This window comes from Paenibacillus sp. FSL K6-1122, from assembly GCF_037977015.1.
In the GTDB taxonomy this organism is placed as follows: Bacteria; Bacillota; Bacilli; order Paenibacillales; family Paenibacillaceae; genus Paenibacillus; species Paenibacillus amylolyticus.
Genome location: NZ_CP150272.1, coordinates 3,211,386 through 3,225,934, shown reverse-complemented (window position 1 = coordinate 3,225,934; position 14,549 = coordinate 3,211,386). Strand labels below are relative to the sequence as shown.

Genomic DNA, 14,549 nt, shown 5'->3' with positions numbered 1-14,549 from the left:
AATCGTTGGTAATAGAAGTTTTTTGGTTATAAAATAAACAACTAATAACTTTATTATAGTTACTTTTTTAGTTTAAATAAACTTTATCGTTAAGGTTATGAAGTTATAATAAATTGAAAACGCTTACCAGTCAAGATATTTTTACCATGATTAGGAATCATTTGTTTTTACATAACACAGCAAAAAAGGCTCCCTCCCCTCACAATCGTTCGGAGAAAGAACCCTCTGTATTATTAACGAAAGTTAACTCTTGTTTAAGTCTTGTTTATCTGTTGTTTAACTCCTGATTTGACTAAGCATCTTTCCTAACACCCGTCAGTACCAACCCAACCCGATACTGTGGTCTCACACGAATCTCATTAAACTTTCCAATCTCCACGCCCTCAAACCGCTCCACATAAGCCTGATTCACATAACTCTCAGTCGTCCCTTTTCGAATTGGGGTTATAGACAGACGAAGCGTCTGATCAGCCAACAAATGACGGGATTGCTTCAAACCAAGCATCCAGCTGTGTCCATAGTGAATATGATCCGTTAACATCTGATGATGAATATGTGCTGCTGCAACGTCTCCTTCATAATCAATCTCAATCCACACGTCATCTAATTGTTCCGGCCACGCTGTGTCCAATCTCAGTGTTGCTGCATACTCTTTCGGATAATCAACCTCTACAGCAGGCTCGTAAGGCGAAACTTGGAATGTATACGTACCGAATATTCCCTGCTTCGACTGGGATGACACAGCATATTTCGAAGCTGAAACATGCTCTGGAGCCGGATAAAAGGATACCTCCATCTCTGGTTGCTCCACAGATGTACATAGGAGCATCTCATTCTGTACATACAGATGACTGCTGCTAATTACAAGCCTTTCTTCTCCGCCCACACGGAAACGGTAGGCATGTAATGCCTCTTCACGGGTTAATGTAATGATACGTATGGCTATACCGTCCGATGTTGTAATCCCCAGATGATGGTCCTTGCCGGCAATCGGATGTATCACAACTTCATTCCCCTGCTCTGAAACAGTGCCTTCGGGCATATCCACATTTGTAACAGATGATGCATCAATAACATACTCAGGCGCCATGCCTTCATGGGCATAAAAGACAGCCGTAAGCTCCTGATTTACCATAAATCGGGTCAGTGGCTGAACGGTAGCACTAATGATCTTCATTCCACTCAGATTCATATGGAAAGGCAGAATGGCTGCCATGCCGGATTTCAGTTGCATCGTTCCTTCTCTTGGATATAAAACAGTCCCTTTGCTGGTATGCAGCTCCAATTGTATATCACGATCAGGCATCGCCACATGATCCTGATAATTATTCATGAACAGGAATCCCGAGCCATCTTGTTGGCGAACAGACCAACGCATATCCATCGTGTTCTCCGGTGTTATCGCATGTTGACCATCCGGTACAACACAGCCCATTGGTGCAAGTAACTCACCGTATCCTTCCAGGAACATGGACAAGGTACGAATGCGGTCATACGATTCACCAACACGCCCAAATTCCCCGAGTGGCGATTGGTAATCATACGTCATTTTCGGCAATGCCTGCTCGTTCATATATGAATTTTTGCCTATTGGATTGGTCCCCCCGTGATACATATAATACCCAACCAGATTGCTGCCGTTCGCAAGTTTCACAATGGTCATCGCCTCAACACTGTCTGCATCAACAACCGGACGAGCGTGATAACTGACCTGCATGCCACCAGCAAGCTCGCAATACGCAGCAGGATACTCCAGACTGTCATAATCCACTTCTTCCACAGGATTCATATGCAGATCCCGGAACAGATACTCCCGGCTTGGAGGCTGATTGGGAATCCATGGTGTGTACGCATACCCCGCTAGCATCGGTAATGTTCCTTCTTCAGGCACCGCAGCATTCCCCCAGGCCGTGGCAGTATAGAACATCGGCTTCATACCGACTTCTTCGGCAATATGGCGAAGCATCTGCAGATGTTCTCGTCCATCCCGGCCGGAGGTAACGTATTTTTCGCGGGTATACCCCCAGGCATCCATGGGTGCGCCAGCGTGCATATACTCATTTTCCAACTGTACCCCGATAACAGGGCCACCCTCCTGATAAAAACAGCCGTTGAGCTGACGGGCAATCTCACGATATAATCGCTTGGCATAATACAAATACCCTTCATCATTCGATCTCACTTCAAATGGATAACTGAATAACCAATCCGGCATTCCACCATTACGCACTTCCCCATGACAGAATGGACCAATTCGCACGATCAGAGGCAGCTCATGTTTGCCACACAGATCCACAAAGTGCCGTAAATTCAGATTTCCTGACCAATTGAATTCGCCTTCCTGCTCCTCGTGAAAATTCCAGAAAACATAGGAAGCGACAATGCTCACCCCGCCTGCCTTCATCTTCAGTAATTCTTCTTCCCACTGCAAGTAAGCGAATCTGGAGAAATGAAACTCACCTACCACGGGAATATGGGGTTTAGCATTACGAGTCATATAATAGTTGGTAAAATCATACGATTCCCCTCGTGGGCTTTTGCCGCCACTGCCAGTCATGCGACCCACACGAATCTCTTTATCTTCCGCATCCAATATAAAGCGAATATGGCTACCTGCTATATTATCATTCATGGATTATATAACTCCTTCGATATAAATGGGATGTGTTGAAACGATTATCAATTATCGATGTATGATTGCCCCTTGATGATTCGGGTTTTTCTCCAGTACCCGCTCCAACTCAAGTTCAGCTTCACTTATCCGCCCCAACCCCAGAAGACCCAATGCCCGTATATACCGGCAATGTTCTTCATTTCGCTGATCTAAATCGTCGTCGAATACCAGAAAATCGGGCAGAGATACCGCAAAATAATCCATTCGGATATGATCATGCATATGTCTTTCCGCATAGTCAATGAGTTTGTTAAACCGTCGGTTTGCTTCCTTCACATTGCCAAGCTTCTGCCAAGCCAGACCCTGATAATAGATGGATTCCGGCGGTTGATCATTATAAAACATCGCGCTTGCCGGTTCATTCAAACCGATGGATGCTCTGTGGAAATTCTCCTCTGCCACCTGATTCTTCTTCAGTTGCTGGTAGGCACAGCCAAGATAAAAGTAAACTGGATTGTCTCCGGCTCCCTCCAATTTACCTTCACCTAAGTTCTCCGGGTAAACTAATGCCTTCTGCAACAGCTCCAATGCTAGTTCAGGTTGTTGTTTCTCCAGATTTTGCTTTGCCAGTTCTGTCAGTGCCGTAACATATTGTCCTGTTACCTTGCCTTCTCCACCCTCCCATGGATGAAACCGCCGGGTCTGAAGGGCATTCCATGCTTCTTGATGACTACCTTGCATATTCAATAAAGTCACCCACTCGATATACAGATCATCACGGTGGTGAACCAACTCCATATGTTGTTCCAGCAATTTGACTCGATTCTCGCAGGAATACCCTATCTTCTTGTGCAATTGATCCAACTCGTAGAAGATTCGGGCATCCTGTGAATCCAACCGGAAAGCTTCCTTTAATGATGCCAATGCAAGATCGGGGCGATTCAGCTTGTTATAATAAGCCAGTCCCAGATTCCGATGTACAGTCGAATATGCAGCATCCACCTCGCGTGAAGTTTCCCAATGGGTAATTGCTTCCTCGTAGCGTTTATGATCATATAACCAATTTCCCAGGTAATAGTGAGCACGCGCATCATTCGAATCCACTGCCAATGCATCCTGAAGCACCATGAATTCAAATAACGTATTAGGAAAACAATAATCCGTTAGAGCGGCTTTCCCCTGCTTTTGACATTCCCTGGCCTGCTCCACATCCCCCAGCTGACGATACAAGTAAGCCTGAACATAACCAACCATAGGATACGGCTGTGCAATTTCGGATTCAACATAAGAGAGTACCGTCAGTGCTTCTTCCCACAATCCACAATCCGCGTAGTCTGCGGCTAGATTCAGATAATTATAAACGTCTCCTCGCATCAGACGATGGAAATGCTCACGTGTTTGCCCCGCTTGTTCTCTCTCTGAAGGTGCAGTTGCTCCGCTGTAGATCAGGACTAATTCATGTGCAGCTCCAAATTCAACCGGGTCCAGTTCCAATGTCTCACGCGCATATTGAATGGCCTGTTTATTTTGACCCAATCTACGTAACAGAGCCACCTTCAGATGGCGAGCCTTATAATTTCTGGTGTTACGAATCAGCGAACGTTCGATGTGATCCAAAGCTTCGATGTACCGATGTTGCCCCGTATCGATCTGAGCAAGCATGTAATAACCTGTATCCTGATACTGTGCAGACCATACGGCTTTATACAGGGCTGCGTAGGCTTCTTCCTGTTTCCCCTGTAATTTCAAACTTAGACCGAGTTGGTAAAAAGCTTCACTATCATATGGATTCGTATTTTTCCATGTCAGCGATTGAACGGCCTGTCTGAAATGCTTCTCTGCATCTTGAAACAACCCTCTACGCAGCAGCAATGTGCCATACGCTATGTTTAGACGAATATCCGTTGCATCACGCTTCAAACCTTCCAGATAATAAGGTTCCGGTTCATACGTGGCATGCCGATATTGTTCCAAATGAAGACCCGCCAGATATAGTTGTTCATTCGTACGAATCTCGGATGGTAGCGGGAGTGGTGTGGCCGGATCTGGAACTTCCTGGATCTCAGTACGTTCAGGCTGATAGGCCACAAGTTCTTTTCCTTCCACAGTTCGAACACTTAACTTCACCTGATGCCATTCATCTTGTCCGCTCCACGGGAATGAAGATTTATATAGTTCCGTAGGTGAGATATTACATCTCTCGTGGAGATATACCATGGTTGGTCCTATCACTTCAACGGTCACTTGTTCAAAAACCGACGTCGCATATACCATCACGGTTACCATTCCGGTCGTTTCGTCCATTTCCAGATTAACCGCTGCATCAATCGTTGCATTTTTGACCATACCAATTCCTTTATACGGCATAAAATACTGCGAGAATGATTTCGCTTCATAAGGCTGTAACCACGTAAAATCAGGCTGATTATCGGTATAGATCCCGGTCATTAATTCAATATAAGGTCCATCCTCGTCCGTTAACTGACGATCCCAGGCTTGCCCGAATTCCCCGTTCCCCCAGGTCCATTGCTTCTTGCCCGGAGAAATATGATGATTGGCTACATGCAACAAACCCGCCTGAACCCCGTGGTCATAACCCCCTACAAAATTATAATCCGACTTATACGCCATATAGGATGTTGGAACCGGTATGTTTTTGTATCGCGAGATATCCACACCTTCAGAATAGTCCATCTTGTAATAGGTACCGGTTGCGATGGGAAAGCGGGATACGTCCCGTTTTCCATGGTCCAGCACAGCCGTTACATCAGGTGGAAACACGGATTGCGTATGATCGTTGACAGCTACAGCCGGGTTGGCCCACCATAGAAAAGTTTGAGGTGCGCTGGTACGATTGTATACCTCAGCATGGATTTCAAGATAGGCTTTGCCGGGATGTAATGTGAAGCCAGCGGTCATTTTGGTACCATACATGCGGTCAATCTCACCCACCCACACGGTAGCGCTTCCATCTTGATTACTGCCAAATGTATAATCGACTGGACCAAACGTGTTGGGCCGATGATGCTGTGGCCAGTTGAATTCAATTCCTCCGGAAATCCATGGCCCTGCCAGACCCACGAGCGCAGGTTTAATCACCCGGTTATAATATACAAAATCGTAGTTGTTGGTCCGATCCAGCGCACGATAGATCCGTCCACCCAGTTCGGGCATCATCTCGATACGTACATATTCATTTTCGAGAATAACTAATCGATACGACTTCATTTTGGCCTCATCTTCAATGCTGTCGATCACGGGATGCGGGTACACCTTACCCGAACTCCCCTGGTAGATTCTCTTTTCAAGAAACATCGGATTTTTGTCCGGTTTACCTGTACCATAGGTTGGAATATCTCTGGTTTCTTCCCATATGCGAACATTTGATTTCGCTGTCACGTGATTCAATTCCCTCACTCCTCGGCCTCGTATATATTGTGATCATACGCTCCGACATGCAGGAAGAACATTGACATTAAGCGGTTCTTGATGGACGATCTTCGGATTCCCCCATAACCAAAGAGAGCACCTATCCACTCAATAAAGCAGTGAAAGGTACTCTCTAATCGATCTTGATTAACTTATCTGCGACGTGCAAAATCCACAAATCTGAACTTGTCCGGTCTGTGCCTCGACTCCGTATACTGAAATTGACTGGCATCCTCCAGGTACACCTGGCTCCTCACCACAACTACATTGTGGAAACCTTCAAGGTCAAGTAGTTCCCTGTCCTCTGCGGTGGGTTCTTCCACCAAAATCTCTTTTTTGGCAAACGAAATCGAAAGCCCCAGCTCTTGCTCAATGTACTGATAGATGGAATCATTACAGATCTCTTTGCTGAGCCCAGGAACAAGCCGCTGGCTAATATAATCTTTGTCCAGTATGACATGCTCTCCATCCACTTTGCGCACACGTCTGATCTCCCAGACCTGTTCATTCAGGCCAAAGTTAATTTTTTTGTGCAACGCCTGATCCACCTGTTGCTCCTCAAAAACCTTCACATACGTTTGAGCACGATGTCCCATTTTTTTGGCCAATTCCTTGAAGCTAACCAGACCTGAGATGGGAAAATCGATCTTGCGTATATCCAGTACAATCGAGCCCTTGCCTTGAATCTTCTGAATATAACCTTCTTCATACAACATTTTCAATGCTTTGCGAATAGTCTCTCGAGACGTTTGATAACTTTCCGATAGATCCAGTTCCGATTGAAGTAACGTCCCTGCCTCAATCTCTCCGGTCCGAATACGATCTGCAATATCTTCATATATCCGGATAAATTTATTATTCATTATTCATCACCATTGTTCATTACCCTTTTTTTATCATATTGGCAACCATTATAGCATTAAAAACCAATCAAGCGGTAATGTCGTTACTGCCGATGATTGCAGTATCACATGTAAGAATCAATTCAATCTAGATATGACGATCAAACGCTGACGCTTTCTCCACTTGATCTGTACGGTTCGCATCCATAACTTGAATCAGCTTATTTAAACGGAAGATCAGCGCTGCAGCTTCGGATCTGCTTAAGTGCTGCATGGGACGGAAGCTGCCGTCTTCATATCCGGTAATCATGTACAAACCTGCAAGTTCCTGCACTTCTTCTTTGGCCCAATCAGATACATCAGTCTGGTCGGTAAACGCTCTTGGGGAAGTCAGCGGTTCCGGTCTGATTTTACGAACAACATTTGCTATAATCTTGGATGCCTGTTCCCGTGTCACCAGCGCATGTGGAGCGAATTTGCCGTTCCCCATGCCTTGAACCATCTCATGATGAACGGCTGCCTTAATCTCAGGAGCAAACCAATCCTCATCGTTCACATCCTGAAATCCATGTTGTTCATTAACCGTTGTGTCCACACCCATCAGACGCACGATTAATGCAGTGAACTCCGCACGGGTGATCGGACGGCGTGGCTCGAAGCGAGTTTCACTTACACCTTGAATGATATTTTGTTCCGCCAGCCAGGTGATCTGATCTTTATTGAATGTTTGGCTGATATCAATAAATTTGATAATTTTTTTCACAGGTACATCAGGCTGCTCAGACGGTTCTGGTTGTGAACTCACCTCATCGGCTTGTTCCGATGTACCGTTTGGACTCGGGGTTGCACCGCCACCGCTCCAGGAGGATGGTGGATACGGAAAAGTCATGGCTGCTGCCCGTTTTCTTTCACTTTTTTCACCTGCTGAATTCTCCGTCCATACTTCCACCTCATAATGCTGCTCGGCATTCAGTCCTGTCCATACATGACTGCGCTGCGTGCCACGGTAGATCTCACGATCTTTATGGGTGATCACAATCACCTCATTTATTGAATCCAGTTCCCAAGTTAGCTTAATCGCACTTGTGCCTTGCGCTACGGCTGCAACTGTCAGATCCTCGGAAGGCAACGTCTCGAATTCCGGAACCTGGAGCGCCTCACCCTCACCTGCCTCATTAAATGGAACGATTGCAAAGTCAGTATAACGCTCGGCACTGTTTAATTCAGACACATGTATGGATGTCTCCGTTGTTGTTCCCACAAGCTCTTCGTTTCGATAAACTCGATAACCCCCAGCACCAGGAATCAGTTCCCATACAATGTCTGCACCATACATGGAACGCCCCTCTACTACAGGAGATGAAGCAGCACTACCAGGCAAAGTCATTGCATGAAGGTAATAACCACCATCACTACTGCCGGAGGCATTCATGGCCTTCACTGTATAGATATAGTTCACGCCCGGTTCGAGTTCCTTGTCGTCATAGAACAGTTCGTCTGCAGGAACACGAGCAATCTCTACACCGTCACGCTCAATGATAAACTGCTCGGCACCTTCGATCCGGCTCTGTTCCAATAGAAGACGAATGTGATCCTTCGCTGAATTAAACTCTACTTTGACAGGAGCTACTGGTTTGGTCAGAACGGAATACGCCAGCTTCTCCGATGCATCTCCTTGATCATTCTCTGTGTAGATTTCAATCGAGTACTGTTTGCCTGCATCCAGTTGATCAACAATAAACTCTTTTTGTTTGCCTCGGTATACTTCTGTACCATCCAGTAATATAACGAAAGTTTCTTTCCCATAAGGGAAGTCCCATTCCAGTTTGGCGTGATCTGTCTCCGGATATATCTTCATTTCCAGTGAATCCACATGAGGCAAGGTGTAAAAAGGAGTCACGATCATTGGACTTCCTGAACCAGCCGTATTATAAGGAATAATCTGTATCTGATCATATCGGGTTGCACTCTCCAGATGAGTTAATCTCACCTCTGTGATATCCCCTTCTTCAATCGTGGTGAACATCTGATCTCCGATACGTATGGTATATCCCTCCGCACCTTGTACCTTTGGCCAAGAGATCAATCCCTCTTTTTCCCCAATCTTGCTTGCATGTAAAGGTTCATGAATGATCGCAGGCAACGTTCGCAAGTGAACTTCGAAACCGGAATCACTCTCTCCCGTTGCATTGGATGTTTTGATGGTATACGTGTAATGCTCTCCTGGTGTCAGTCCATCATCTTCAAATGAAGCTTGATCTGCTGGAACCTTAGCGACTTCAACACCATCCCGCATAATGATGAATTGCTCTGCTCCCCGTGTTGAGCTTCCAGTCAGGTCCAATACCGCAGTCTTATCTGTGATGTGTGTTATGCCTGCCGTCTGAGGTGAGATGGGTTTCGTTAAAACCTGAATCTGAATAGCCTCTGACCGATGACCATCTTCATTAATCGCAACAAGTTCGAATTCATATGCTGTGCCATCCTGCATGCTATTGAGATGTACAGACGGTTCAGACACGCTCTGTACATCTCCCGTTACCTGATTACGAATCTCATATGCAGCCGCTCCCTGAACAACATCCCAAGCCAGATCCACCGCATGTGTTCCGGCTTTCACTGTGATACTTTCTGCAACCAATGGCAACGTTTGAGTCATTACACTGAAAGTAAGCGGCGCACTCGTTCCACTCGCATTGACTGCCCGAATTACATAAGTGTATTTCGTTCCTGGCGACAGATCCTTGTCTACAAATTGGGGTTCACTTGAATCCATCTGAGCGATCTCTCTTCCATCCCGTTCAATGACATAATGATCTGCCCCTTGGACACCAGTGTTACTGAAATCCAGACTTAGGCTGTTTTTTGCCACATCATATACTGCAACCTTAACGGGTTTCTCAGGCAAAGTCAGCAGAGATACATCCGTCCCTTCAGAACGAGTTCCCTGTCTGTTGACCGCCCATAGTTGATAGTGATGCCACGTCCCATCCTGGAGCCCTGTAATCGTTGCTTCATTCTCCATTCCTCTATAGATCTCCTTGCCATTCTGCTCAATCACGTATTCAGCGGCACCTTCCACGACAGACCAGGAAACTTTTGCATGATGTACTCCTGAATCAACAAGTACTTCGGCAGGCGACACAGGTTTGGACAATCGGATGAGCTGAGCTGTTTCACCTGATCCAGAAGCATTCACAGCCTGAACTTCCAAAGCGTACTCTGTACCTGGCAACAATCCCTCAAGCATGTAGGCCAGTTCTGATGTTCTGCCCATTTCTGTTCCATTGATTTTCACAATATAGAGATTCGCCGTATCTACAGCTTGCCATGCAAGTCCCATACTTGTCTCACCAGTCGATGTGACATTAAGTCCTTCCGGCCTGCTAGGTAGCGTAAGAATTGTACTACTGGTAGATACACCGTACCCGGCAGCATTGCCCGCCTGTACTTCATAGGTATACTCATGACTGCTTGACAGGTGGTGAACTGCGAGTTGTGTATCTGATATCTCATGGCTCTGTCCATCGATGACCACCCGATATTTCGTTGCCCCAGCTACAGGCTCCCAGCTCAAGATTGCTCCCTGTTCAGTTACTTGAACAACGTGAATTCCCGACGGGCTCTCCGGTAGTGTTGTTCCTGATACCGAACTGCGTATCCCCTGTCCACTTCCGTTCACTGCTTGTACATCCAGTTGATAAGATGTTCCTGAACTCAGTCCCGCATAGACCCATTCTTGGGTTCCGGCAGAAACCGTTCCCGACATCTCTCCATTCAACCATAACTCATAACGATCGGCTCCTCGTACTGCTTCCCAATTCAGACGAAGGCTCGCTGTGGAAGCATCGGATACCTGTAAGCCGGACACTTGCCCAGGTAAAGTCTTGAGCAAAGGTAATCCTGCCAACGGTCCTGTTCCTGTCTCATTTCCGGCAATTAACGTATAGCTGTACTCCGTTCCGCTATCCAGACCCGAGTCCAGATACTCCGTCTGCTCTCCTTCATATATGGCTGCTCCATCACGTGAAAGACCATAATACGTTGCAGAAGTCACTGCCTGCCATTCTAATGAAATATCATGCTCCTGAATTTGAACGGCCATAAATTCTCCGGGCATTGCCGGCAGTGTGAGAAATCCGGTTCTACTGCTACCACCTGCTCCACTTTCATTCATTGCCGTTACCGAAATGTTATGAATGGTTCCTGGAACGAGGTTGCTAACATAGGGAAGGCTGCCAGGATCAGATACCGTCTGATCAAATACGGTGGCACCGTCCGAAGTAGTCGCGATGATGCGGTAAGCATCTGCTCCTCGTACTGAATCAAAATGAATTTCGGCCAAATTGGGCTGTGAATCTACTTTTCTAACGTGCAACGTTCCGGGAGCTGCCGGGGTAGTTAATACTTGAACACTTACTGCATCACTTACTCCGGTATGGTTTCTCACTCTAACTTCATATTCATAGACCTGACCACCGCTTAGGGAGTTATCGATTATACTGTGGTTAGGATAATCCAGTGTCCATGACTGTCCTGTCGTTTTATTCGTTATCTCATACTGATATCCATCGGTATACCTTTCCCCAGTTGGCAAATCCACTGTAAGTTCAGCTGAAGTCTCAGCGATCTGTGTCGTTTTCACATGAGTCGGTTGCTGGGGCTTGCGTTGAATAAGGTAAGGTGATGATGTTGTCTCATATGTATTCCCTGCTCTGTCCATGGTTTTCGCATGGATGTACCATATACCTTCCGATTCGATGGATATTTTATGCTGGTCAGAGCGAGCTTCAAGCCAATGCTCCGGTGATTCTGCACTGTTCGTAACTTGATAGAATCGTTCCCGGTCCTGAATGCCTGAGTGGTCATCGGCATACTGAATGGTAGTGGATATATCTATATCCGTCCAAGCATGTCCGTTCGGTGCAAATGTAATCGTTGGAGCCATCTGATCCACATAGGCGATTCGACTCACTTCCTTGCTTACATTGCCAACAGTATCCCTTGCTCTAGCCCGAATGGTGGTAGCGCCGTTTGTGCTTACTGTACCCGTATTGCCTGCAATATAAGGAGCATCGTTCATGCTGTATTCATAGGATATCGCTTGTTCATCCACACTTCCAGCGATAGTGAATTGCACATGTTCTTTACTCCATCCAGAAGGGCTTAAACTAATCACCGGCTCGGTTGGAGCTGTCGTGTCAATTCGAACTGTAGCCTGAGCGGACGTGCTTATATTGCCTACACGGTCAAGTGAGCGTGCATATACGATCGTTTCTCCCTCATCGGTAACCGTCACTTCGCCCGTGTAATCGATCCAGGGACCTTCTTTGTTAAGTCGATATTGGCTCTTGGCAAGCCCACTGCCCGCATCTTCACCACTGTTTATTGCAAAAGTTACATCCTCATTCGTCCAATCCTCTTCACTTAACGCAATCGTTGGTTGCTCAGGCCCAGTCTTGTCGATTCTGGCTGTTGCCGAAGTGGAAGCACTGACATTGGCGGCCCGATCAACACTTCGTGCGTAAATCTCAGTTATCCCTTCTTCACTTAGTGTAAGAGGAGCCTTATAGTCGATCCATTCTCCCTCACTTCCCAGCTTATATTGTGTCAGACCAATGCCACTCGCTTCGTCCGTACCCTCCGTTAATGTCACGATTACCGCCGCTTTTGTCCAATCGGGCGGATTCAGCGAGATGACAGGTGGCGTTGGTGCCGTCCGATCTACTCTGGCTGTCACAGCCGTTTCCTGTCCTGTATTACCAAACGCATCAATACTGCGTGCCATAACAGTTGTGTTTCCTTCACTGCTTACGGTAAACGGAGCGCTGTATTCACGCCATTCTCCTGCCGGACCAACTTTTACTTCAGTCTTCTGAGTTCCGCTCAAGGCATCCTTTCCTTCTTCAACCGTGATGAGAACATCTTCCTTGGTCCATGAGGATGGAGTGACTGTAACGGAAGGAGCAGTTGGACCCGTTGTATCTTTAATCATCTCTCCAGCGGATATAAATGGGGTCTGTATCCCTTCACCATTCAGTGCCGCCACAAAAACTTCATATTTTCCGTCCGCGAGTCCGGTCAGGGCAAATTCTGTACGTGTGGAAGTTGTTGTTCCCGTTGCGAGGACTTGCCCACCTGGACTGCGTATTTCCGTTTTGTAATGAGCGCCCGCAGGATTTCCATTATTATTCCAACTCGCTGTAACAGAGTTGCCTGATTGTGTCACAGCCGCAGCAGCGGGTGGATTCGCCAATGTATATTTGGTGGATGGACTGGAGTACCCCGTGAAGGAACCACTTGAATTTTTGGCACGTACAGCAAAAGAATAACTGGTATTCGGAGTGAGCCCTGTCACCTGCCGACTGTTTGACGCACCTGTATCCACGATCTGATTCGTGGTCATATTCTTCAGCTCATATGTAACAGAGGCGTCATTGGCCTTCTTATCCCAGTTGACCGTCAAGTTATTAGGGTTAACCAGTGTATAAGTCGGCGTTCCAGGCACAACAAAACTTCTAACCGTAAAGTTAACGGTTCCTGCTGAGGACACTCCACCTTTGTCATCCATGACCCATACTTGCAATGTGTGCGTACCATCTGGCAGGGTGTCAGGCAATGTGTAGTTAGTGTTGAAAGACTGATTTGAACCCGTCGCGGTCATCTGGGTCAAAATGTTCTCAGACCCACCATCAATGGACCATTTCACGGTCAATAGGTCTCCTACATCCGTATCTCGCGTTGTACCAGAGATCTGAAGTTGCTCGCCTTTGTAATACGTTTGCCCCGAAGAAGGAGCCGTTAGTGTAAATGAAGGCGGAACGTTCTGAGGGCCGATTCCCACGATCGTTGAAAATTTGCGTGAAGCCTGATTCGCTGTTGCTTTGGCATTCCACCAGAATTGCGCAGCTGTATCACTCGCCGTAACGGTCTGCCCTGTAGTGAATGACGAAGGTGAAGAACCCCCTGTTAGCTGCGCATTGTCCGGACCGCTGTACTGTCCCATGTATATGCGATCTGCATTCACAACATTGTACGTATTCGCATAAAAAGCCGTGACCTGAACGCCGCCGCTGTAATTGCGCCATCCATTCTCGATGACTTCAAACGGAGATGCATCATTGCCATTCACCATCGTATCCCAATAAAATGTTCCACCCAAATTCAGTGCCGATCCACTGCGGTTGATGGCTTCCAGTTCAACCTTCATGTATCCACCTTGTGAGGTAGCATTAACGATAGATACACGCAAAATATATTCGACATTGTCCTTTTGCCGGGACATTTCAATCACATTATTGTTAATTCGGTAATAATTAAGCGGCAATGTTTTGAAGTTCACGGGTGATCCATTATGGTCGATAATGGTGGATACATTCCCTGTATCACCACCGTAAAATACATTTGTGTTTGGTAGTAATACAATTCTGTATTTACCGTCACTGTTCATCTCCACTTTCACCTTGGAGGACTGTACAGCCTTCATGCTGGACGTATCGGATACAATCCCGATGGTTTCAACCGTTTCAGCCATTACCGTGGCTGCACCCCATTCAAGCAACAGGGCTTGAGGTGATAATAACGCAAATGCCAGCACCACTTTGGTTAATTGTTCCGCTTGTTTCTTCACACGTTTTCCTGATTTCTTCAACGTCTACTCTCCT

The 14,549-nt window shown here is 46.5% G+C and carries 4 protein-coding genes; all 4 read right to left on the bottom strand.

The annotated features are described in order from the left end of the window. Window positions 1–292: 292 nt before the first annotated feature. The gene (locus tag NSQ20_RS14835) at window positions 293–2,632 is read right to left on the bottom strand and encodes a beta-galactosidase (RefSeq protein ID WP_340032859.1); all 2,340 of its coding nucleotides are present in this window, start codon (window positions 2,630–2,632) and stop codon (window positions 293–295) included. Between the two features lie 51 nt (window positions 2,633–2,683). Beyond that, a complete protein-coding gene (locus tag NSQ20_RS14830; protein WP_340032858.1) occupies window positions 2,684–6,022 on the bottom strand; it encodes a DUF5107 domain-containing protein in 3,339 nt (1,112 codons plus the stop codon). Window positions 6,023–6,195: 173 nt separating this feature from the next. Beyond that, window positions 6,196–6,906, bottom strand: coding sequence for a trehalose operon repressor (treR, locus tag NSQ20_RS14825; protein WP_076249494.1), 711 nt, complete (start codon window positions 6,904–6,906; stop codon window positions 6,196–6,198). 127 nt (window positions 6,907–7,033) lie between these two features. Further along, window positions 7,034–14,536, bottom strand: coding sequence for a fibronectin type III domain-containing protein (locus NSQ20_RS14820; RefSeq protein WP_340032857.1), 7,503 nt, complete (start codon window positions 14,534–14,536; stop codon window positions 7,034–7,036). Between the last annotated feature and the right edge of the window lie 13 nt (window positions 14,537–14,549).

Excerpts from the sequence above, each read along its gene's own strand:
- NSQ20_RS14835 (WP_340032859.1), bottom strand. The coding sequence starts at position 2,632 with ATGAATGATAATATAGCAGGTAGCCATATTCGCTTTATATTGGATGCG.
- treR (WP_076249494.1), bottom strand. The coding sequence starts at position 6,906 with ATGAATAATAAATTTATCCGGATATATGAAGATATTGCAGATCGTATT.